This window comes from Blastochloris tepida, assembly GCF_003966715.1.
GTDB classification, from domain to species: domain Bacteria; phylum Pseudomonadota; class Alphaproteobacteria; order Rhizobiales; family Xanthobacteraceae; genus Blastochloris; species Blastochloris tepida.
Map to the genome: position 1 here is coordinate 3,372,308 of NZ_AP018907.1, position 19,536 is coordinate 3,391,843.

Genomic DNA, 19,536 nt, shown 5'->3' on the forward strand with positions numbered 1-19,536 from the left:
GACGTCAGCCCTCCCGCGCCGCCGGCGCCAGAGCGGCCGGCGAGGTGTGGCGCCGCTCGCGCGCATCGTCGGCCTGGTTGCGCGACGGGCTGAACCACACGCCGACGCCGTGCAGCAGCTTCGAGAACGGGAACACCAGCGCCAGCACCGCAACGAGGCCGAGATGGAGGAGCAGCACCGGATCGGTGGGCAGCGGCTGCCAATCGACATGCACGAGCCCGAGCCAGAACGCCTTCACCGCGACGATGTCGGTGCGCGCGACATAGGTCATCGCAAGGCCGCTCGCGCCGATGGCAACAAGCAGCGCAAGCACCAGATGATCGGACGGCCCGGAGATGAAACGCACGCGCGGAACCAGCAGGCGCCGCGCCCACAGCGCCAGCAGCGCGCCGACCATGGTGAAGCCGGCCAGCACGCCGAGCGGCTGGATGAGCTGCACCAGAAGCGGCACCGGCTCCAGGACATAGCGCAGATGGCGTGCCACCACGAGCGCGAGCGAGACGTGGAACACCCAGCCGAACAGCCAGGTCCATTTGTTGGAGCGGAACAGGCTCTCGAACAGCGCCACCTCGCGCAGCATCCGCGCCGCCGCCCCGGCGCGGGTGAGCGGCGCCGGCGTCGTCGGGATCTTCAAGGGAACCGGCGTCCGCGCATACAGCCAGACGCGATAGGCGAGCCCGCCGGCGAAGATCAGCGCCACGGCATAGGCCAGGACGACGAAAGCATCATTCGCCACCGTTTCCTCCCCGGAGGCCGCGGCTTCTTGACGAGCCGTCGGGCCAGTTCTGCGACGTCGAACAGGATGGGGAAACGCCGGCCTGCGACCATCGGCAACGGGGCCGCGGCCGGCGTTCGCCTCACACGCAGCCGGTCGGCTTGGGCAGGCCGGCGATCTTGCACGCCTGCTTGGCCGGGCCGTAGGGGAACAGCGAATAGAGATACTTCTGGTCGCCCTTCTCCTTGCCGTACTTCTTGGTCATCTCCTTGACCAGCACGCGCACGGCCGGCGCCACCTGGTACTCCTCGTAGTAGGAGCGCAGGAAGTTCACGACTTCCCAATGCTCCGGCGCCATTTCGATGTTCTCGGACTTGGCGATCAGCAGCGCGAGCTCCGGCGACCATTCGGCAATGTCGACGAGGTAGCCCTCCTCGTCATGGGCGACGGCGGAGCCGTTGAACTGATAGGCTGACATGGTGCTGTTCCCTCGGTTATCGGTTCGAAAGTGCTGCTCCGATCGGAGCCAATGCTTAAGCCAGGACTAGAGCCACGCGCAGACGCGCCGGTTGCGCGCGGCGAGATCGACGAAGCCCGCATAATCGACGACCGTGATGCCCTCGATCAGATCCTCCGGCTTCAGGCCGCGCGCGGCGAGATCCGGCCCCAGCACATAGATCGCACAGGTGCGCTGGTGCTCGCGCAGATCGTTGGCAATCGCGGTGCCCTTGCGGGCGCCGACCACCGCGTCCTCGATCATCAGCACGCTGTCGCCGTCGAGGGCGTGGTTGAGGCAGCTCGCCATCGCGCTGCGCTCGAACGGCGACTTGTTGATGGTGTGAAGCGTCGTCATGACGGCCCCTTCAGAAGCTCAAGACCACGTCGCTGTCGCGGATGATGCGCGCCATCTCGGCGCGGTCGACGAGATGGATCGACGGCTTCTCGGCATAGTCGTCATCCTCGTCCTCATAGGTGATCGGCATCAGGTCGCTCTCGCTCAGGCCGCGCTCGGCCAGCGATTCGCGCTCGACATAGAGCTTGCGCACCTCGTAGTCGCCGAGCGCGCGATAGGTCTTGGCGAAGTTCTTCGAGCCGATGCCCGCGGTGTCCTGGCCGGCGGCGATCTGGAACACGCCGTCGTCGAGAAAGGCGAGGCTGACATCCTGCTCGAACGCCGCGCCGATCAGCACCACCTCCAGCGATTCGAGCGCATAGATCGAGCCGTGCGGCGCCTTGCGGTTGATGTAGAGAAATTTCTTCGTGTTGCCCTCGGACATCGCTTTGCCCTCAATCCCCGAACACGACGAGCCGGTCGGCCTCGATGCCGGCCTCGATCAGCTGGCCGAGACCGGAGATCCGGAAGCCCGGCGCGATATTGTCGCCGCTCTTGCCGTGGCGCTTGGCCTCGCTCTCATCGAGGATGCCGCGCCGCTGCGCGGCCGCGATGCAGACCACGAGATCGATGCCGTGCTGCTCAGCGAGCTCGCTCCACAGCTTCTGCAGATTGCGGTCGTCCTGCGGCGGCACGGTGTAGCGCGTGCCGTTGTTGACGCCGTCATGGTAGAAAAACACGCGGAACACCTCGTGGCCGCCGGCAAGGACGGCCTTGGTGAAGTGATAGGCCGTATCCGACGCTTGGTGCGTGTAGGGGCCTTCATTGACGACAATGCCGAAGCGCACGGGCTGGTCTCCCTGATGGGGCAGCGCGGTCGAAGTGCCGCCGCGCCGTTCCGCCGACTGCCGAGATCGAGGTGATGCAGGCCGCTCAGAACCGGACGTGCGCCGACATGTTCATGGTCTTGCGCGCGCCGGTCCAGGTGTCGAGGTGGTGCCGAGTGAAGGCGAAACCGGTCAGCTCGAAGAAGCGCGGCCAGCCGATGCGCTCGATCCACTCGCCGATGCGCTCATAGTCCTTGGCGTTGGCCTTGTAGGTCGAGAGGATGGTGCGCACCACCTCGGCGACCTCCGGCCAGCGCGGCGGATTGTTCGGCAGATTGGCGACGACCAGCTTGTGGAACGCCGGCTTGGAGCGCGCGTTCGAGTGCTTGCCGCCGACCCACACCGCGATCTTGGTCGAATCGGCGCCGTTGATCTGCATCGGCGGACAGGGCGGGTAGCAGGCGCCGCAGCACACGCACTTCTGCTCGTCCACCTCCAGCGACGGCTTGCCGTCGACCATCGCCGGGCGGATGGCGGCGACCGGGCAGCGCGCCACCACGGCGGGACGCTCGCACACCTTGGCGACGAGATCGTGATTGATCTTCGGCGGCTTGGTGTACTGCACATTGATCGAGATGTCGCCCTGGCCGCCGCAATTGATCTGGCAACAGGAGGTGGTGATGTGCACGCGGTTCGGCATCTCCTCGCGCACGAACTCCTCGTGCAGCATGTCCATCATGCTCTTCACCACGCCCGAGGCGTCGGTGCCGGGGATGTCGCAGTGCAGCCAGCCCTGGGTGTGGGAGATCATGGTCACCGAATTGCCGGTGCCGCCGACCGGAAATCCCGCGTCTGTGAGCGCGTCAACCAGCGGCGCCACCTTGTCGGCGGCGCTGACCATGAACTCGATGCTGCTGCGGGTGGTGAAGCGCACATAGCCTTCGGCGAAGCGGTCGGCGATGTCGCACAGCGTGCGGATGGTGAACACGTCCATCTGGCGCTGGGTGCCGGCGCGCACCGTCCACACCTCCTCGCCGCTCTTGGCGACATGGCGCAGCACGCCGGGCCGCGGGCGGTCGTGCCACGCCCACGCGCCGTAGTTCCGCTTCAGCACCGGATGCATGAACGGGAACGGATCCGGGACGCCGGATTCGATCGGATGGCGCAGTTGCTCCGCCGTGCTCATGAGCGTGGTCCCCCAGATGTCTGATCGTGCCGGCTGTGGCCGCCGGCTTGAAGCGAAGGATGCGGACGGGCGGCGTCAGTCGGCCGCGACGTCGAGGCCGGCCTCGCGGGCCTTGCGCTCGAAGTACTTCGCCGCCTCATCCGTGAAGTCGTCGGTGCGCACGTAGCAGGAGGTGCGCGGATGGTTGACCATGTTGGGGTCCGGCTCGATGCCGATGCCTTCGAGGAAAGCCGGCAGGCCGATGCGGTCCATGGTCTCGCCGATCCGCTCGTGCTCCAGCGCATTCTCGGCGAAGAAGTCGATGACGGTGCGGGCGAACTCGACCAGCCGGTCAAAATCCTCGTCCGTCTCGAGCCTGAAGAACGGCACGATCATCGTGCCCATCAGGTCGCCGATCTTGAGGGCGCGCTTGCCGCCCATCAGGATCGAGGCGCCGCGCTCGTCGCCCGGCGACAGCGCCTTGGGCATCACGTTCAGGCAGTGCATGCAGCGCACGCACGAGCGGTTGTCGACATCGAGCGTGTCGTCGTCATTGAGCGACAGCGCGCGCGTCGGACACATGGCGATGACGTGGTCGATGGCGTATTTGCGGCCGACCCTGGCGACATAGGCCTTCACCTCGGCCTGGTCGACCTTCATGTCGTCGCGCCAAGTGCCGATCACCGCGAAGTCGGAGCGGTGGATGGCGTTGACGCAGTCATTGGCGCAGCCGGAGAACTTGAACTTGAACTTGTAGGGCAGCGCCGGACGGTGCATCTCGTCCAGGAACTCGTTGATCACCCGCCGGTGCGCCTTGACCTCGTCATAGCACGACATCTCGCAGCGGGCATGGCCGACGCAGCTCATCGAGGTGCGCAGCGCAGGCCCCGCGCCGCCGAGATCGAAGCCCATGGCGTTGAACTCGTCGAACGCCTTCTGCACATTCTCGGTGGAGCAGCCCTGGAACATGATGTCGCCGCTCTGGCCGTGCAGCGCGACGAGGCCCGAGCCGTGGCGCTCCCAGACGTCGCAGAGCTGGCGCAGCAGATCGGTGGTGTAGTGATAGCCGGCCGGCGGCTGGATGCGCAGGGTGTGGAATTCCTTCGAGGCCGGGAACCTGTCGGCGACCTCGGAGAAGCGGGGAATGACGCCGCCGCCATAGCCGAACACCGAGACGGTGCCGCCCTTCCAGAAGCCGAGGCGCTCCGTATAGGAGTGTTCGAGCTGGCCGAGCAGGTCGTTCATCATCGGCGCGTAGGGCTTGTCCGATGCATCGCGCAGGCGCTTCAGCCCGGTGACGAAACTCGGCCACGGCCCGCTTTCGAGCTGATCGAGAAGCGGCGTGCGATGCTGGTCCGCCGCCGTGCCGTTGCCCTGCGCGCGATCCGAACCCGTCTTGTCGAGCGACATGCGACTCCATCCCCCTCGGTGGTGTCCGCCGGGAGGCCGCGCCCCGCCGGAGTTTCCTTCCCTTTCGCTAGGCCTCGGGGCGCCGTCTTCGCGGTGCTCCACGCATGGGGCGTTGCGCCCTGGCCTGCGTCACAATGCTCTTTCCAAGCATGCTTGTTGTGCGCATAATAACAAAAAATTCGAATGTGCGAATAAAAAAATGAATGGCCGCGGGCGCGGCGGTTTCGCCCCGCGGGACCGGCGATCCGCTTGTCGTAGCGGCCGGCCGAAAGCGACGGAAACGCAACGGGATGGCGGCTCGTTTGGGCCGCCGCGGGAGGACGGGATGCGGATTGGACAGCGGATGCCGGAGCGAGGGCGCGGGCCTTCACAGGCTTGGGCCGCGCCCGCCGGCGGCGGGCGGAGCGGCGGCACGCGGAACGCCACCGATCCCGGCATTCAAGGCGCGGGAGCGGCCGCATGATCCAGATCAGCGACCTGATGATCGCCCATCCCGAGCTTGTGAGCTTCCGCCAGCTTGAGACGCTGGTGGAGGCGGCGGCCGCCTCGGGCGAGATCCACCTCTATTTCGACATCAAGCCGGAATTCGCCGATACGCCGCGCGACTGGGACATGCGGCTCGAACTGATCTTCCTGTCGGCGCAGGCGCGCCCCGATGCAGGCACGGCGCAATGACCGACAAGACCCGGCTCGATGTGATCGTCGCCCCTTATGGGCGGGAGGTGCGGCTCGACGAGGTGCCGTTCGAGAGCGGCATGCGCCTGCTGCGCATCACGATCCGGGAGGGCCGGCGCTTCACCGTCCTCGATCTCGATGCGCGAAGCGCGGCCGAGTGGGGGCGGGTCATGACCGAATGGTCGAACAGCCAGGCCGGTTGTGACTCGAGCCGCTGCGCCTCATAATCGCAGCATCGTACGAATACGGAAGCTTCGCGCCGGGACCACAACACACGACGCCAACGTCAAGCCCGGCGCCGAACGGAAAGAGTGGGGAGAAACGCGGTGGCACATATCGTGATCCTGGGCGCCGGCCTCGGCGGCGTCATCATGGCCTACGAGATGAAGGATCAGATGGGGAAGGGAGACACCCTCACCGTCATCACCAAGGATCCGATCTATCATTTCGTTCCGTCGAATCCGTGGGTGGCTGTCAATTGGCGGACGCGCGAGGCGGTCGAGGTCGATCTCGCCCCGGTGTTCGCCCGGCGCGGCATCGATTTCCGGCCGATGCCGGCGACCCGGGTGCATCCGGACCAGAACCGTGTCGATCTCGCCGACGGCTCGTCGATCTCCTACGACTTCCTGATCATCGCCACCGGTCCGGAGCTGGCGTTCGACGAGATCGAGGGGCTCGGGCCGGAGGGCTACACCACCTCGATCTGCCACGTCGACCACGCCACCGAGGCGGCCGCCAAGTTCGAGGAGTTCTGCAAGAACCCCGGCCCGATCGTCACCGGCGCGGTGCAGGGCGCCTCCTGTTTTGGCCCGGCCTACGAGTACACCTTCATCCTCGACACCGAGCTGCGCCGGCGCCGCATCCGCGACAAGGTGCCGATGACCTTCGTGACCGCCGAACCCTATATCGGCCACCTCGGGCTCGACGGCGTCGGCGACACCAAGGGCCTGCTCGAAGGCGAGATGCGCCAGCACCACATCAAGTTCATCACCAGCGCCCGGGTGAAGGCGGTCGAGCCCGGCAAGATGACCATCGAGGAGATCGCCGACGACGGCTCGATCAAGAAGACCACCGAGTTGCCGTTCGCCTTCTCGATGATGCTGCCGTCGTTCCGCGGCATCGGAGCGCTGCGCGGCATCGAGGGTCTGGTCAATCCGCGCGGCTTCGTGCTGATCGACCAGCACCAGCAGAACCCGACCTACAGGAACGTGTTCGCGGTCGGCGTCTGCGTCGCCATTCCGCCGATCGGGCCGACGCCGGTTCCCTGCGGCATCCCCAAGACCGGCTTCATGATCGAGTCGATGGTGACGGCGACCGCCAACAACATCGCCCAGATCCTGCGCGGCGAACAGCCCACCCACCAGGGCACCTGGAACGCCGTCTGCCTCGCCGACTTCGGCGATTCCGGCGTCGCCTTCGTCGCCCAGCCGCAGATTCCGCCGCGCAATGTCAACTGGTCGTCGTCCGGCGTCTGGGTGCACAATGCCAAGATCGCCTTCGAGAAATACTTCATCCGCAAGATGCGCCGCGGCGAGAGCGAGCCGTTCTACGAGAAGGCGATGCTCGACATCCTCGGCATCGGCAAGCTGAAGAAGGTCACCACCGACTGATCCGGTTCCCGGTCGGGGCGCCCGGCCGCATCGGCCGACGCCCACCGGGTTCGACAACACAGTCCTGACGCCGGCCACCGCTCCCGCTTCGGGGCGCGATGGCGCGCGTCCAGAAATTGCCGGTCGGCGCCGCCGCGCGGGCCGGGCGCTCGCGTTCCCTGCCCCGCCGCCCTGCCACCCCGCTAGGAAGGATTCCCGTATGTCGCTCGACAAGCCTGCCGGAGGCGAGGGGGCGGCGACCGGCCCTCTCGGGTCGGCGATCGCCCTCGCGCCGGGTCTCGTTCTCTGCGCCATTCTCGCCTTCGTCTCGGTCCAGATCGAGCCGTGGGGCACCAAGGCGATGCTGGCGCTGGTCGGCACGCCCGTCACCATCACCGCACCGGTGATCGCGCTCCTCATCGGCATGGCGTTCCACCCGCTGGTCGCGCGGCCGGCCTTCACGCCGGGCATGACGTTTGCCATCAAGAAGCTGCTGCGCTGGGCGATCGCGCTGTTCGGCCTGAAGATCGCGCTGTCTGACATCATCGGCCTGGGCCTGGGAACGGCGGTCATGGTCATCGTGTCGATGGCGGCCACTTTGGCGTCCGGCGTGGCGCTGGCCCGCCTGCTCGGCCGCAGCGATTCCTACGGCGCGATCGCCGGCGGCGCCACGGCGGTGTGCGGCGCCTCGGCGGCGCTGGCCACGGCCTCGGTGCTGCCGCACTACAAGGGCCGCGAGTCCGACATGGCGTTCGTCGCGGTCACGGTGAACATCCTGGCGACGCTGGCCATGGTGTTCTACCCGCCGATCTGCGCCGGGCTGGGGTTCGACGAGCGCACCATCGGCATCTTCCTCGGCGCCACCATCCACGACGTCGCCCAGGTGGTCGGTGCCGGCTATGCGGTGTCGGACACCGCCGGCAATGTCGCCACCGTGGTCAAGCTGTTCCGCGTCTTCATGCTGCTGCCGGTGGTGCTTCTGGTCGGCTGGTGGTTCGCGGCCGAGGGCGGCGACGTGCACAAGGCGAAGGTGCCGGTGCCGGTGTTCGCCATCATGTTCCTGGTGTTCGTCGCCATCAACAGCGTCGGCATCCTGCCGGTGGAGATCAAGTCGGCGCTGGTCGAGGCGTCGCGCTGGGGCCTGCTGATCGCCATCGCCGCGCTCGGCTTCAACACCTCGCTCGCCACCATTTTGCGCATCGGCCCGCAGCATCTGCTCGTGGTGCTGGGCGCGACCCTGGTGATCTTCGTCCTGCCCTTGGTGTGGCTGCTGATCCTCGGATAGAGCGGCCGCGAATTTCTCCGCGCGAGAGGTTGGGCTTGTTGACAAACCTGGCTTTGCGCATTCGTATATTGAAATGTATGAAACTTAAACAATGCGGTGCGTCATGCCGCGAGAGGGGGGAGACATGGCTGAGGCGGCGAACGGCGACGGCAATGCGAAGACGATGACGATCATCGTCACCAAGGGCACGCTCGATTGGGCATATCCGCCCTTCATCCTGGCCACCACGGCGGCGGCGATGGGCGTCGAGGTGACCATGTTCTTCACCTTCTACGGCCTGTCGCTGCTGCAGAAGAAGCTCGATCTCCAGGTGTCGCCGCTCGGCAATCCGGCGATGAAGATGCCGATGATGGGCATGCACATGGGCATGCCCAACATCGTCGCCATGCTGCCGGGCGTCGAGGCCGGGGCCACGGCGATGATGAAGAACATGATCAAGAACAAGGGTGTGGCCTCGGTGGAGGAGCTGCGCGAGGCGGCGATCGAGGCCGACGTCAAGATCATCGCCTGCCAGATGACGATGGATCTGTTCGAGCTCAAGACCGAGGACATGATCCCCGGCGTCGCGCTCGGGGGGGCCGCCACCTACATGGAGAAGGCGCTGGCCTCCGACATCAATCTCTACATCTGACCGGCCGCGGCCGGCACTGGCACCGGCCATATGACCGGCCCTGCATAACAAGCCGACCGCATAAGAAGCCGACCGACATTGGAGGAAAACTCATGGCCGACAAGGTGCTCGACGCCAAGGGGCTCAACTGCCCGCTGCCGATTCTGCGTGCCAAGAAGACGCTGAAGGAGGTGCCGTCGGGCGGTACGCTCGAGGTGCTGGCGACCGATCCGGGCTCGGTTGCCGACTTCGCCGCCTTCTGCCGCTCGACCGGCAACGAGCTGCTCGAATCGTCGTCCGCCGACGGCGTCTACCGCTTCCTCATCAAGCACACCGGGTGAGCGCCAAGCCGGCTGCCGCGTCCGGGCAGGCGCGGCGGCCGGCATCCGGGCAGACGGCCGAACGCTTGAGCGCTCCAAATAAATAGCCGGCAAACCGAAACGTGGCGTGCCGCCGCGATCCTGCGTGGAGCAGGAGCCGCACGAACTGTCCCGCCAAGCCCGCGCCTGCCGGAAAGCCTGTATTATGTCACAGGAATCTGCCGCACGCGGGCGCCGCCCTTCACAAACATTCGCAGACACAAAGACGCGGATGGCCGGGACAAGCCCGGCGATGACGGCAGCGGGGGAAACCCGCCTGACCCGCCCCGCACCCTGGACCCGCACCCGCGCAGCGTTGGACACGACCCCACCGAGCGCGGGGCCGGCTGCGTTGCGCTTGACGCGGTGCAATATATTTAATAATTTTGATATTCATTCCTATGAAGCCCTCGAAGCGAGGGCCCGGCGTGCCCGAACTTGGCGCGCCGCCGCCAAACGATGATGACCGCCAGCATTTCCCGCCACCTTCTTTGACAGCGAAATGAGGGTGATCTAGCTTTGCTGGCGGACTGAGGACACAAATGCCGTCTGTCAAGTTGAAACAAATCAAGGCGCCGCTTGATTCCGAGATGATGCTCGCCAACGCCCAGGAGGCGAGCGACTTCCTCAAGGCGTTGGCCCACCAGTCCCGGCTGGTCATCCTGTGCATGCTGGCCGAGGGCGAGAAATCCGTCGGCGAGCTTGAGGAGCTGCTGTCGCAGCGCCAAGCCACCGTGTCCCAGCAGCTCGCCCGGCTGCGGCTGGACGGGCTGGTCACCACCCGGCGCGACGGCCAGACCATCTATTACAGCCTCGCCTCGGACGATGTCCGCGTCATCCTCGGCGCGCTCTACGAGGTGTTCTGCCAGCCCAAGCGCCGCCGCCGCTGACCACGTGCCGCCGCCGCTCAGTGCGTGGGCCGGGGTCCGGGCCTCGAGGCGCGGGCCTTGAAGGCCGGCGGCGCGGTGTCGACGGAGCATCTGACGCGCCCTCACCCCTAAGGAGGGCTTGCGATCGCGACCGGCGCGGCTAGGGTCCACCACCCCATAGGACCGACCGGAACCTTTCGCCATGGCCACGTCTCTCCGTCCGCGCCGCAGCGTGCTCTATATGCCGGGCTCCAACGCCCGCGCCCTGGAAAAGGCCCGCACCTTGCCGGCCGACTGCCTGATCCTCGATTTGGAAGATGCGGTGGCGCCCGACGCCAAGGAGGTCGCCCGCACCCAGGTTGCGGCCGCGGTCAAGGCCGGCGGCTTCGGCTTGCGCGAGGTGTTCATCCGCATCAACGGCCTCGACACGCCGTGGGGCGCGGCCGACCTCGAGGCCGCTGCTGCGGCCGCCCCCGACGTCATCCTGATCCCCAAGGTGTCCGACCCCGAGGACCTCGTCCGCATCGGCCGGGTGCTGGCCGAGGCCGGCACGCCGGAGGCGACGCGGGTGTGGGCGATGATGGAGACGCCGCGGGCCATGCTGGCGGCGCTGGAGATCGCCGACGCGGCGCGCGATCCCCTCACCCGGCTTGCCGGCTTCGTGATGGGCACCAACGATCTGGCCAAGGACACCCGCGCCCGCTGGGTGCCGGGCCGCGCCCCGATGCTGCCCTGGCTGATGACCTGCGTCGCCGCCGCCCGCGCCAACGGCCTCGACATCGCCGACGGCGTCTACAATGCGCTCGCCGACGAGGAAGGGTTCAAGCGCGAATGCGCTGAGGCCCGCGACCTCGGCTTCGACGGCAAGACGCTGATCCACCCCAATCAGGTCGCCCCCTGCAACGCCGCCTTCTCGCCGACGCCGGAGGAGGTCGCGTGGTCGCGCACGGTGATCGCCGCGTTCGATGCGCCCGAAGCTTCAGGAAAGGGTGCGCTGCAGGTCGAGGGCAGGATGGTCGAGCGCCTGCACGCCGAGATGGCGCGCCGGGTGGTGGCCATCGCCTCGTCCATCGCCGCCCGCGAGGGAGCCTGAGCCATGCACCCCAAGACCTCCGCCGGCAATTTCTTCGAGGACTTCCGCCTCGGCCAGATGATCCGCCACGCCGTGCCGCGCACGGTGACGGTGGGCGACGTCAGCCTCTATACCGCGCTCTACGGCATGCGCTTTGCGGTGCAGTCGTCGGACGCCTTCGCCGCCACGGTCGGCTATCCCAGGAGCCCGGTCGACGACCTGCTGGTGTTCCACATCGTGTTCGGCAAGACGGTGCCGGACGTGTCGCTGAACGCCATCGCCAATCTCGGCTATGCCGGCGGGCGGTTCCTGAAGCCGGTCTATCCCGGCGACACGCTGCATGCGGTGTCCGAGGTGATCGGGCTGAAGGAGAACTCCAACCGCAAGACCGGCGTGGTCTATGTCCGCTCCACCGGCTTCAACCAGCACGGCGAGGAAGTGCTCGACTATGTGCGCTGGGTGATGGTGCGCAAGCGCGACGAGAGCGCCCCAGTTGTCGAGCAGCACGTGCCGACGCTGCCCAAGGCGCTGGCGCCCGCCGCGCTCGGCACCGCCTGCCCGCGCATCGACACCGCCGAGTGGAACGAGGCGCTGGCCGGCAGCCCCTACCGCTATGACGACTATGAGGTCGGTGAGCGGATCGACCATGTCGACGGCATGACGGTGGAGGAGGCCGAGCATCAGATCGCCACCCGCCTCTATCAGAACACCGCCAAGGTGCACTTCAACCAGCATTCCGAGGGCAAGGGCCGGTTCGGCCGGCGGCTGATCTATGGCGGCCACGTCATCTCGCTCGCCCGCGCGCTGTCGTTCAACGGCCTCGCGAATGCCTTCCACGTCGCCGCCATCAATGGCGGGCGGCACGTGGCGCCGCTGTTCGCCGGCGAGACGGTTTTCGCGTGGAGCGAGGTGCTGGACAAGCAGCCGCTGCCGGCGCGCAGCGATGTCGGCGCGCTGCGCATCCGCACCATCGCCACCAAGGACAAGCCGACAACGCTGTTCCCCGACAAGACCGGCGAGGACTACGACCCGGCGGTGATCCTTGACTTCGACTACTGGGTGCTGCTGCCGCGGTAGAGGGGCGCCTCTCTTCCTTACCTCTCCCCTTGCGGGCTACGGCATTCACGGATCTGATTCTGTGCTGAGCCATCAATGGCTTAATGAACAGGCTGCGGTTGTCTCATCGAGAACGCGGTGGATCGGCAGTTACCGGGGGCCGCAGGATTGAACTCGTCATGCCCGCGCTTGTCGCGGGCATCCACGTCTTGAAAACCTATTTGAAAACAAAGACGTGGATGGCCGGGACAAGCCCGGCCATGACGACGGCGGGCTTGTGCCAGACGCCGCAGGCGCAAGTCACGCCGAAAGAGATCGCGTTTCGGCTCGATCTCTCTCGGCCCAGGCGATTCAGATCCATGAATACCGTAGCCCCTTGCGGGAGAGGTCGGATCGCGTCAGCGATCCGGGTGAGGGGTTCTTCCAACTCACGCGTCCCCCTCGCCCGCCTCGCGATCCTCAGGATCGCTCGGCCCCCTCTCCTGCAAGGGGCGAGGGACGAGACGGCGCGTCCAGCCCCGGCTGGTCTCGCAGATGCTCGACCAGCCGGCGGCTGTAGGGCGCAAGCTCGACCATTCTCCGCACGCAGATGGTGAGCTCGCGCTGGGCCCAGGGGTCGTCGAGATCGACGGTGCGGATGGCCATGGCGCGCATGGCGCGGTTCGCCGTGCTCTGCGGCACGATGCCGAGCCCGACCCCGCATTCCACCATGCGGCAGACCGCGTCGAATGAGCGCAGCTGCACCCGCAGGCGCAGCTGCCGGCCGATGCGCGCCGCCTTGTCGGCGAGGAAGCGCTGCAGCGCCGAGGCGCGGTCGAGCCCGACGAAATCATGGTCCAGCACGTCGGAGAAGGTGACGCGGCCTTCCGCCGCCAGCGGCGCATCGGCCGCCACCACCAGCACGAAACGGTCGGAGCGGAATGGGAAGGTTTCGAGCGAGCCGGTATCGACCGTGCCGGCGACGATGCCGATGTCGGCCACGCCCTCGGCGATCAGCACCACGATCTCGTCGGACAGCCGCTCCTCGATATCGACGCTGATCTTGGGATTGGCGGCGAGAAAGGCGCTCAGCGCCTCGGGCAGAAACTCGGTGAGCGCATTGGTGTTGGACAGCACCCGCACCTGACCGGCGAGCCCGCCGGAATAGGCGGCAAGCTCGGCATTCATCTGCTCGGCATGGGCCAGCATCAGCCGGGCGTGCTGCAGCAGCGTGCGTCCGGCATTGGTGGGGGTCACGCCCTGGCGGCCGCGCACCAAAAGCGCCGCGCCGAGCGAGGCCTCCATCTTGCGCAGGCGGGTGGAGGCCGCCGCCAGCGCCAGATTGGCCCGCGCCGCGCCGGCGGTGATGCTGCCGGCCTCGGCGACGTGGCGGAACAGGTCGAGGTCGATCAGGTCGAAGCGCATAGGGACCCTTCGTCAACGGCGAAGGCATCTTAGACAAAAAACAGATTGCGTGACCACATGGCATCCGTCACCTTCGTCTTCGGCGAAGTGATGCACGGCACGTGCCGGGATCCCGCCGGCGGCGGCGCGCGTTTCGAGCGTGACGGCCGCGGCCGGCCGCCGGTCCGTCCCTTATGGTCAATGTCAACGGCCTGACACGCGATTGTCGTCAGGACGCCTTGGCTGAGCGGGCAGGTGCTGGTCCGGTCGTCAGGTTTGTCCGCCGCCGGCAGCCGAGCAGAGGCAGGAGTCGAAGGAATGGCAGAGGTGCGAAGCCCCGTCGAACGGCCGTTGTCGCCGCATCTGATGATCTACCGGCCGATGCTGACGATGATGAGCTCGATCCTGCACCGCATCACCGGTGCCGCGCTCTATCTCGGCACGCTGCTGCTGGTGGCCTGGCTGGTCGCCGCCGCCACCTCGCCGGCCTGGTTCGATCTCGTCAACTGGGCGTTCGGCACCTGGGCCGGCCAGGTCGTGCTGATCGGCTACACCTGGGCGCTGTTCCAGCACATGGCCGGCGGCATCCGCCACTTCATCTGGGATTTCGGCCGGGGCTTCGGCCCGGTGGCGCGCGAAGTGCTCACCCAGGCCTCGTTCGTCTTCTCCGGTGCCCTGACCGCCGCCGTCTGGGCGGCCGCCTATTTCCTGCGCTGAGGCCACCATGTCCGGATCCAACTCCTCGATTCGCACGCCGATGGCGCGGGCCCGCGGCCTCGGCTCGGCCAAGCGCGGCACCGAGCATTTCTGGGCCGAGCGCGTCACCGGCGTGGCGCTGATCCCGCTCACCTTCGTCCTGGCCTTCGCGCTGGCGTTCCTGGCCGGCAAGGACCACGCGACCGTGGTGCAGTGGATCGCCAACCCGCTTCTCGCCATTCCGCTGGTGCTGGTGATCGCCACCGGCGTCCATCACATGAAGATCGGCATGCAGGTGATCCTCGAGGACTACGTCCACTCCGAGCCGATCAAGTTCGCCGCGCTGATGCTGAACACCTTCTTCAGCTATGCGGTCGGCGCCACCGGCGCGTTCGCCGTTCTCAAGATCGCTTTCGGGGGCTGAGCGCCATGTCGACCAACGGTTCTTCCAACGGCGCCGCGGCGCCGGCGTTCACCGGCGCGGCCTATCCGGTGATCGAGCACGCCTATGACGTGGTGGTGGTCGGCGCCGGCGGCGCGGGCCTGCGCGCGGTGGTCGGCTGCTCGGAGGCCGGCCTGCGCACCGCCTGCGTCACCAAGGTGTTCCCGACCCGCTCGCACACCGTTGCGGCGCAGGGCGGCGTCGCCGCCTCGCTCGGCAATATGGGCGAGGACGACTGGCGCTGGCACATGTACGACACCGTCAAGGGCTCCGACTGGCTCGGCGACCAGGACGCGATCGAGTACATGGTGCGGAACGCCCCGGCCGCCGTCTACGAGCTGGAGCACTGGGGCGTGCCGTTCTCGCGCACCGAGGACGGCAAGATCTACCAGCGCCCGTTCGGCGGCATGACCACGCATTTCGGCAAGGGCATCGCGCAACGCACCTGCGCCGCCGCCGACCGCACCGGCCACGCCATGCTGCACACCATGTACGGCGCGGCGCTGAAGCACCGGGCCGAGTTCTTCGTCGAGTATTTCGCGCTCGACCTGATCATGGACGGCGGCGCCTGCCGCGGCGTGATCGCGCTCAAGCTCGACGACGGCACGCTGCACGCCTTCCGCGCCCACAAGACGGTGCTGGCGACCGGCGGCTACGGCCGCGCCTATTTCTCGGCCACCAGCGCCCACACCTGCACCGGCGACGGCAACGCCATGGTGCTGCGCGCCGGCCTGCCGCTGCAGGACATGGAGTTCGTGCAGTTCCACCCGACCGGCATCTACGGCTCGGGCTGCCTGATCACCGAGGGCTCGCGCGGCGAGGGCGGCTACCTCGTCAATTCCGAGGGCGAGCGCTTCATGGAGCGCTACGCGCCCTCCGCCAAGGATCTGGCCTCGCGCGACGTGGTGTCGCGCTCGATGACCATCGAGATCCGCGAGGGCCGCGGCGTCGGCAAGAACAAGGACCACATCTTCCTGCACCTCGACCATCTCGATCCGGCGGTGCTGGCCGAGCGCCTGCCCGGCATCTCGGAGAGCGCCAAGATCTTCGCCGGCGTCGACGTCACGCGCGAGCCGATCCCGGTGATCCCGACCGTCCACTACAATATGGGCGGCATCCCGACCAATTATCACGGCGAGGTGCTGACCAAGACCGACGGCAACCCCGACCATGTGGTGCCGGGCCTGTTCGCCATCGGCGAGGCCGCCTGCGTGTCGGTGCACGGCGCCAACCGGCTGGGCTCCAACTCGCTGATCGACCTCGTGGTGTTCGGCCGCGCCGCCGGGGCGCGCTGCGCCGAGACCACCGATCGCGGCGCCCGCCACGCGCCGCTGCCCAAGGACGCCTATGAGCCGGCGCTGGCCCGGCTCGACCGCCTGCGCCACGCCACCGGCGCGACGCCGACCGCCACGCTGCGTCTCGAGATGCAGAAGGTGATGCAGTCGAACTGCGCGGTGTTCCGCACCGGCGAGGTGCTGGAAGAGGGCAAGACGCTGATCCATCAGGTCTGGCAGGCCGCCGACGACATCCGGGTCTCCGACCGCTCGCTGATCTGGAACTCCGACCTCGTCGAGACGCTGGAGTTCGACAACCTCATCGCCCAGGCGACGGTGACGATGGAGGCTGCGGCAAACCGCACCGAATCGCGCGGCGCCCACGCCCGCGAGGATCATCCCGACCGCGACGACGCCAACTGGATGAAGCACACGCTGCTGTGGGCCGACCCGGTCAAGAAGTCGGTGACCATCGACTACCGGCCGGTGCACACCTACACGCTGTCCACCGACATCGAATACATCGAACCGAAAAAGCGCGTCTACTGACGCGCGGCCGCCGTCCGCAACGACTTCAAGACGAGGGACCGATGGTCCAGTTCACGCTGCCGAAGAACTCCAAGGTCACGAATGGCAAGGTGTGGCCGCACCCGCACGGTGCGGTCAACGTCACCGAGCTGCACGTCTATCGCTGGAATCCCGAGGACGGCCAGAACCCGCGCATCGACACCTATTTCGTCGATCGCGACGACTGCGGGCCGATGGTTCTCGACGCGCTGATCTGGATCAAGAACAAGATCGATCCGACGCTGACCTTCCGCCGCTCGTGCCGCGAAGGCATCTGCGGCTCCTGCGCGATGAACATCGACGGCACCAACACGCTCGCCTGCACCAAGGGCATGGACGAGGTGAAGGGGGTCATCAAGATCTATCCGCTGCCGCACATGCCGGTGGTGAAGGATCTGGTGCCCGACCTCACCGGCATCTACGCCCAGCACGCGGCGATCGAGCCGTGGCTGAAGACGGTGACGCCGGCGCCCGAGAAGGAATGGATCCAGACGCACGAGGACCGCGCCAAGCTCGACGGGCTCTATGAGTGCATCCTGTGCTTCTGCTGCTCCACCTCGTGCCCGAGCTACTGGTGGAACGCCGACCGCTATCTCGGCCCGGCGGTGCTGCTGCAGGCCTATCGCTGGCTGATCGACAGCCGCGACGAGTTCACCGGCGAGCGGCTCGACCATGTCGAGGATCCGTTCCGGCTCTACCGCTGCCACACCATCCTGAACTGCTCGAAGGCGTGCCCCAAGGGCCTCAACCCGGCCAAGGCGATCGCCGAGATCAAGCGGATGCTGGTCGAGCGCCAGACCTGATCGGGTTTGCGTGGACGGGAACCTGCGGGTCCGGACAGCATGGCCGGAACAGTCCCGGTCATCGCCGGGCTTGTCCCGGCGATCCCGACACCCTGGTCATCCCGCCGGCCGCCCTCTTGGACGACACCGCCGCGATCCCATCGAGATCGCCGGGACAAGCCCGGCGATGACCACGGTGAGCGCGCGCAAGCATCTCCGACGGTTTCCAGTCGACCCCTTCGGAATACCGGAAAATTCTTTGTAAACAAAGACGTTGATGGCCGGGACGGAGCCCGGCCATGACGGCGGCGGGTCAAGCCACCGGCCAGAAGGTCAATTGAACAGCTGGTACTGCCGGCCGAACGAGCCGCCGACGCGCTGGAAGCCCTCGCGCGCCGCGGTGTAGTTCTGGTTCAGGTTCAGCGCCTTGGCGTAGGAGCCGGCCGCCTTCTCCTTGTCGCCGATCTTCTCATAGGCTTGGCCGCGGGCGACCCAGGCGTCGATATTGCCCGCGTCTGCCGTCACCGCCTCGTCGAAGTCGTCGGCCGCCATCTTGGGGTCGTTCAGCGCCATGTAGGACATGCCGCGCGCCACGAACGGCTCGGACACGTTCGGCGCCAGCCCGATGGCGGTGGAGAAGTCGTCGATGGCGAACTTGTGCTGGCCCTGCGACTGATAGACCAGACCGCGATTGTGGTAGGCCTGGGCGTTGTCCGGCTTCAGCTCGATCGCCTTGTTGAAATCGGCCAGCGCCTGATTGGCCTGTCCCTGCAGGCGATAGACCGTGCCGCGCCCGACGAAGGCCGCCGAATAGGAGGGGTCGATGCGGATGGCGGCGTTGTAGTCGGCCAGCGCCTGATCCGACCGGCGCATCTTCTGGTGCACCAGCGCGCGGTTGGCGTAGGCCTGGGCGTAGTTGGGGTCGATCTGGATGGCGCGGTTGAAGTCGGCCAGCGCCTCCTGGTACTGGCCGGCGCGGCCATAGACCGATCCGCGCATGTTGTAGGCCTGCGGATCGTTGGGATTGCGCTGCACCACCTCGGTCAGCGACTGGAGGTTGGTCGAGGCGGCATAGCGAAGATCGTCGTCATCGCTGCCGGCGCCAACGCCGACACCCACCGTCTGGCAGCCGGCCATCAGAAACCCGGCCGCCGCCACCGCGGCAAGACGCCGGATCGCGTTGCGCCGGATCGCGTTGCGCAGGCCCATATCCATCGCTGTGTTCATCACGGGGTGTTCGGTCGACAATGCGGCGTTCTCGGGGCGACGGCCCATCCGCCACGCAAAATTCCCCGGCCGGCGGACTGTCCGCGCCGCATGAGGGCGCGTTTCAAGCAACGACGCGCGCCGGACCCGCCGGCCCGTTCGCGCGTCCGTGTCATCGCGTCTGCAGTTGGGGCATCATCCGATACGGCTGCCGGTCGATCCCTGCGGGATACCGGAAACGGTCGGACCGGACGCTCCAAAACCCTGTTAAGACCCTGAATCCCGCATTTCCGATCGCAGGCCCGTCCCGAGGCCCTGCGGAAAATGCTGCCGGCGGACCGCCCGGTCAGGCGCGCGGCGCGCGGCTCATGCCGCCGGGGCCGCCCATGCCCGGGCGCAGCACCTTCGGCTTGCTCGGGAGCAGGCCTTCGCGCTGGGCACGCTTGCGCGCCAGCTTGCGGGCGCGGCGCACGGCCTCCGCCTTCTCCCGGGCCTTCTTCTCGGACGGCTTCTCATAGTGGCCGCGAAGCTTCATCTCGCGGAAAATGCCCTCGCGCTGCATCTTCTTCTTCAGCGCCTTGAGAGCCTGATCGACATTATTGTCGCGAACGATGACCTGCACGCGTGTGCCTTTCGGGTCCTGGTCAAAACGGGATCAAACGGGAACGGCGGCCCCGCTGCGCGAGAGGCTTCGCGCAGGGATCGACGCCGCGGCCGCGCCC

23 protein-coding genes are annotated in these 19,536 nt (G+C 67.2%); 13 read left to right on the forward strand and 10 right to left on the reverse strand.

Translation table 11 applies throughout. From position 1 onward, the window contains the following. Positions 1-4 precede the first annotated feature (4 nt). The 7 genes from BLTE_RS15275 to dsrA all read right to left on the reverse strand — a co-directional run bounded on the left by BLTE_RS15275 (position 5) and on the right by dsrA (position 4,949). The gene (locus BLTE_RS15275) at positions 5-736 is read right to left on the reverse strand and encodes a respiratory nitrate reductase subunit gamma (RefSeq protein ID WP_126401493.1); all 732 of its coding nucleotides are present in this window, start codon (positions 734-736) and stop codon (positions 5-7) included. A 121-nt stretch (positions 737-857) separates the two neighbouring features. Next, positions 858-1,193, reverse strand: a complete 336-nt coding sequence (locus BLTE_RS15280; protein WP_126401494.1) for a TusE/DsrC/DsvC family sulfur relay protein — start codon at positions 1,191-1,193, stop codon at positions 858-860. Between the two features lie 66 nt (positions 1,194-1,259). Beyond that, positions 1,260-1,568 (reverse strand): sulfurtransferase complex subunit TusB, encoded by a 309-nt coding sequence (gene tusB, locus BLTE_RS15285; protein WP_126401495.1) that lies wholly within the window; start codon positions 1,566-1,568, stop codon positions 1,260-1,262. A 10-nt stretch (positions 1,569-1,578) separates the two neighbouring features. Beyond that, entirely contained in the window at positions 1,579-1,992 is a 414-nt protein-coding gene (tusC, locus tag BLTE_RS15290) for a sulfurtransferase complex subunit TusC (RefSeq protein ID WP_126401496.1), read from the reverse strand. A gap of 10 nt (positions 1,993-2,002) precedes the next feature. Then, entirely contained in the window at positions 2,003-2,395 is a 393-nt protein-coding gene (gene tusD / locus BLTE_RS15295; protein WP_126401497.1) for a sulfurtransferase complex subunit TusD, read from the reverse strand. 85 nt (positions 2,396-2,480) lie between these two features. Next, a complete protein-coding gene (gene dsrB, locus BLTE_RS15300) occupies positions 2,481-3,560 on the reverse strand; it encodes a dissimilatory-type sulfite reductase subunit beta (RefSeq protein WP_126401498.1) in 1,080 nt (359 codons plus the stop codon). 75 nt (positions 3,561-3,635) lie between these two features. Then, a complete protein-coding gene (gene dsrA / locus BLTE_RS15305; protein ID WP_126401499.1) occupies positions 3,636-4,949 on the reverse strand; it encodes a dissimilatory-type sulfite reductase subunit alpha in 1,314 nt (437 codons plus the stop codon). 459 nt (positions 4,950-5,408) lie between these two features. Between dsrA and BLTE_RS15310 the strand changes: the two genes are divergently transcribed. From BLTE_RS15310 to BLTE_RS15350, 9 genes are all read left to right on the forward strand, one after another. Continuing rightward, positions 5,409-5,624 carry a sulfur relay protein DsrC gene (locus BLTE_RS15310; RefSeq protein ID WP_126401500.1) on the forward strand — a complete coding sequence of 72 codons (216 nt, stop codon included), beginning with the start codon at positions 5,409-5,411 and terminating at the stop codon, positions 5,622-5,624. After that, complete coding sequence (locus BLTE_RS15315; RefSeq protein ID WP_126401501.1) at positions 5,621-5,851, forward strand: DUF6967 family protein; 231 nt, start codon at positions 5,621-5,623, stop codon at positions 5,849-5,851. Before BLTE_RS15310 ends, BLTE_RS15315 begins: the two co-directional genes overlap by 4 nt. A 99-nt stretch (positions 5,852-5,950) precedes the next feature. Then, complete coding sequence (locus BLTE_RS15320) at positions 5,951-7,234, forward strand: NAD(P)/FAD-dependent oxidoreductase (protein ID WP_126401502.1); 1,284 nt, start codon at positions 5,951-5,953, stop codon at positions 7,232-7,234. A 199-nt stretch (positions 7,235-7,433) separates the two neighbouring features. Beyond that, positions 7,434-8,498 (forward strand): YeiH family protein, encoded by a 1,065-nt coding sequence (locus BLTE_RS15325; RefSeq protein ID WP_126401503.1) that lies wholly within the window; start codon positions 7,434-7,436, stop codon positions 8,496-8,498. Positions 8,499-8,622: 124 nt separating this feature from the next. Continuing rightward, positions 8,623-9,129, forward strand: a complete 507-nt coding sequence (gene dsrE2, locus BLTE_RS15330; RefSeq protein WP_126401504.1) for a sulfur carrier protein DsrE2 — start codon at positions 8,623-8,625, stop codon at positions 9,127-9,129. A 92-nt stretch (positions 9,130-9,221) separates the two neighbouring features. Next, entirely contained in the window at positions 9,222-9,449 is a 228-nt protein-coding gene (locus BLTE_RS15335) for a sulfurtransferase TusA family protein (RefSeq protein ID WP_126401505.1), read from the forward strand. Positions 9,450-10,009: 560 nt separating this feature from the next. After that, the gene (locus tag BLTE_RS15340; protein ID WP_126401506.1) at positions 10,010-10,357 is read left to right on the forward strand and encodes an ArsR/SmtB family transcription factor; all 348 of its coding nucleotides are present in this window, start codon (positions 10,010-10,012) and stop codon (positions 10,355-10,357) included. A gap of 181 nt (positions 10,358-10,538) precedes the next feature. Continuing rightward, positions 10,539-11,429 carry an HpcH/HpaI aldolase/citrate lyase family protein gene (locus BLTE_RS15345; RefSeq protein ID WP_126401507.1) on the forward strand — a complete coding sequence of 297 codons (891 nt, stop codon included), beginning with the start codon at positions 10,539-10,541 and terminating at the stop codon, positions 11,427-11,429. A 3-nt stretch (positions 11,430-11,432) separates the two neighbouring features. Continuing rightward, complete coding sequence (locus BLTE_RS15350) at positions 11,433-12,485, forward strand: MaoC family dehydratase (protein WP_126401508.1); 1,053 nt, start codon at positions 11,433-11,435, stop codon at positions 12,483-12,485. Positions 12,486-12,923: 438 nt separating this feature from the next. Here BLTE_RS15350 and BLTE_RS15355 read toward each other — a convergent pair whose 3' ends face one another. Further along, positions 12,924-13,868, reverse strand: a complete 945-nt coding sequence (locus tag BLTE_RS15355; RefSeq protein WP_126401509.1) for a LysR substrate-binding domain-containing protein — start codon at positions 13,866-13,868, stop codon at positions 12,924-12,926. A 297-nt stretch (positions 13,869-14,165) separates the two neighbouring features. On the opposite strand from BLTE_RS15355, the gene sdhC reads away from it, so the two are divergent. From sdhC to BLTE_RS15375, 4 genes are read left to right on the forward strand one after another with little or no spacing between them, the layout of a single operon-like run. Continuing rightward, positions 14,166-14,564 (forward strand): succinate dehydrogenase, cytochrome b556 subunit, encoded by a 399-nt coding sequence (gene sdhC / locus BLTE_RS15360; protein WP_126401510.1) that lies wholly within the window; start codon positions 14,166-14,168, stop codon positions 14,562-14,564. A gap of 7 nt (positions 14,565-14,571) precedes the next feature. Beyond that, positions 14,572-14,967, forward strand: a complete 396-nt coding sequence (gene sdhD, locus BLTE_RS15365; RefSeq protein ID WP_126401511.1) for a succinate dehydrogenase, hydrophobic membrane anchor protein — start codon at positions 14,572-14,574, stop codon at positions 14,965-14,967. A 5-nt stretch (positions 14,968-14,972) separates the two neighbouring features. Further along, the gene (sdhA, locus tag BLTE_RS15370) at positions 14,973-16,808 is read left to right on the forward strand and encodes a succinate dehydrogenase flavoprotein subunit (protein WP_126401512.1); all 1,836 of its coding nucleotides are present in this window, start codon (positions 14,973-14,975) and stop codon (positions 16,806-16,808) included. Positions 16,809-16,849: 41 nt separating this feature from the next. Beyond that, positions 16,850-17,629 carry a succinate dehydrogenase iron-sulfur subunit gene (locus BLTE_RS15375; protein WP_126401513.1) on the forward strand — a complete coding sequence of 260 codons (780 nt, stop codon included), beginning with the start codon at positions 16,850-16,852 and terminating at the stop codon, positions 17,627-17,629. A gap of 312 nt (positions 17,630-17,941) precedes the next feature. Here the strand turns inward: BLTE_RS15375 and BLTE_RS15380 are convergent, their stop codons facing one another. Together BLTE_RS15380 and rpsU are read right to left on the reverse strand one after the other, a co-directional pair. Beyond that, entirely contained in the window at positions 17,942-18,835 is an 894-nt protein-coding gene (locus BLTE_RS15380) for a tetratricopeptide repeat protein (RefSeq protein ID WP_244600015.1), read from the reverse strand. Between the two features lie 325 nt (positions 18,836-19,160). Continuing rightward, entirely contained in the window at positions 19,161-19,436 is a 276-nt protein-coding gene (gene rpsU / locus BLTE_RS15385; protein WP_126401514.1) for a 30S ribosomal protein S21, read from the reverse strand. Positions 19,437-19,536 lie beyond the last annotated feature (100 nt).

What these genes read in the sequence shown, in the direction of transcription:
- BLTE_RS15350 (WP_126401508.1), top strand. Translation starts at nt 11,433, where the DNA reads ATGCACCCCAAGACCTCCGCCGGCAATTTCTTCGAGGACTTCCGCCTC.
- BLTE_RS15335 (WP_126401505.1), top strand. Translation starts at nt 9,222, where the DNA reads ATGGCCGACAAGGTGCTCGACGCCAAGGGGCTCAACTGCCCGCTGCCG.
- sdhA (WP_126401512.1), top strand. Translation starts at nt 14,973, where the DNA reads ATGTCGACCAACGGTTCTTCCAACGGCGCCGCGGCGCCGGCGTTCACC.
- dsrB (WP_126401498.1), bottom strand. Translation starts at nt 3,560, where the DNA reads ATGAGCACGGCGGAGCAACTGCGCCATCCGATCGAATCCGGCGTCCCG.
- BLTE_RS15315 (WP_126401501.1), top strand. Translation starts at nt 5,621, where the DNA reads ATGACCGACAAGACCCGGCTCGATGTGATCGTCGCCCCTTATGGGCGG.
- tusC (WP_126401496.1), bottom strand. Translation starts at nt 1,992, where the DNA reads ATGTCCGAGGGCAACACGAAGAAATTTCTCTACATCAACCGCAAGGCG.
- BLTE_RS15325 (WP_126401503.1), top strand. Translation starts at nt 7,434, where the DNA reads ATGTCGCTCGACAAGCCTGCCGGAGGCGAGGGGGCGGCGACCGGCCCT.
- BLTE_RS15355 (WP_126401509.1), bottom strand. Translation starts at nt 13,868, where the DNA reads ATGCGCTTCGACCTGATCGACCTCGACCTGTTCCGCCACGTCGCCGAG.
- BLTE_RS15310 (WP_126401500.1), top strand. Translation starts at nt 5,409, where the DNA reads ATGATCCAGATCAGCGACCTGATGATCGCCCATCCCGAGCTTGTGAGC.
- BLTE_RS15380 (WP_244600015.1), bottom strand. Translation starts at nt 18,835, where the DNA reads ATGAACACAGCGATGGATATGGGCCTGCGCAACGCGATCCGGCGCAAC.
- tusB (WP_126401495.1), bottom strand. Translation starts at nt 1,568, where the DNA reads ATGACGACGCTTCACACCATCAACAAGTCGCCGTTCGAGCGCAGCGCG.
- BLTE_RS15345 (WP_126401507.1), top strand. Translation starts at nt 10,539, where the DNA reads ATGGCCACGTCTCTCCGTCCGCGCCGCAGCGTGCTCTATATGCCGGGC.
- dsrE2 (WP_126401504.1), top strand. Translation starts at nt 8,623, where the DNA reads ATGGCTGAGGCGGCGAACGGCGACGGCAATGCGAAGACGATGACGATC.
- BLTE_RS15280 (WP_126401494.1), bottom strand. Translation starts at nt 1,193, where the DNA reads ATGTCAGCCTATCAGTTCAACGGCTCCGCCGTCGCCCATGACGAGGAG.
- dsrA (WP_126401499.1), bottom strand. Translation starts at nt 4,949, where the DNA reads ATGTCGCTCGACAAGACGGGTTCGGATCGCGCGCAGGGCAACGGCACG.
- BLTE_RS15375 (WP_126401513.1), top strand. Translation starts at nt 16,850, where the DNA reads ATGGTCCAGTTCACGCTGCCGAAGAACTCCAAGGTCACGAATGGCAAG.
- BLTE_RS15340 (WP_126401506.1), top strand. Translation starts at nt 10,010, where the DNA reads ATGCCGTCTGTCAAGTTGAAACAAATCAAGGCGCCGCTTGATTCCGAG.
- sdhD (WP_126401511.1), top strand. Translation starts at nt 14,572, where the DNA reads ATGTCCGGATCCAACTCCTCGATTCGCACGCCGATGGCGCGGGCCCGC.
- sdhC (WP_126401510.1), top strand. Translation starts at nt 14,166, where the DNA reads ATGGCAGAGGTGCGAAGCCCCGTCGAACGGCCGTTGTCGCCGCATCTG.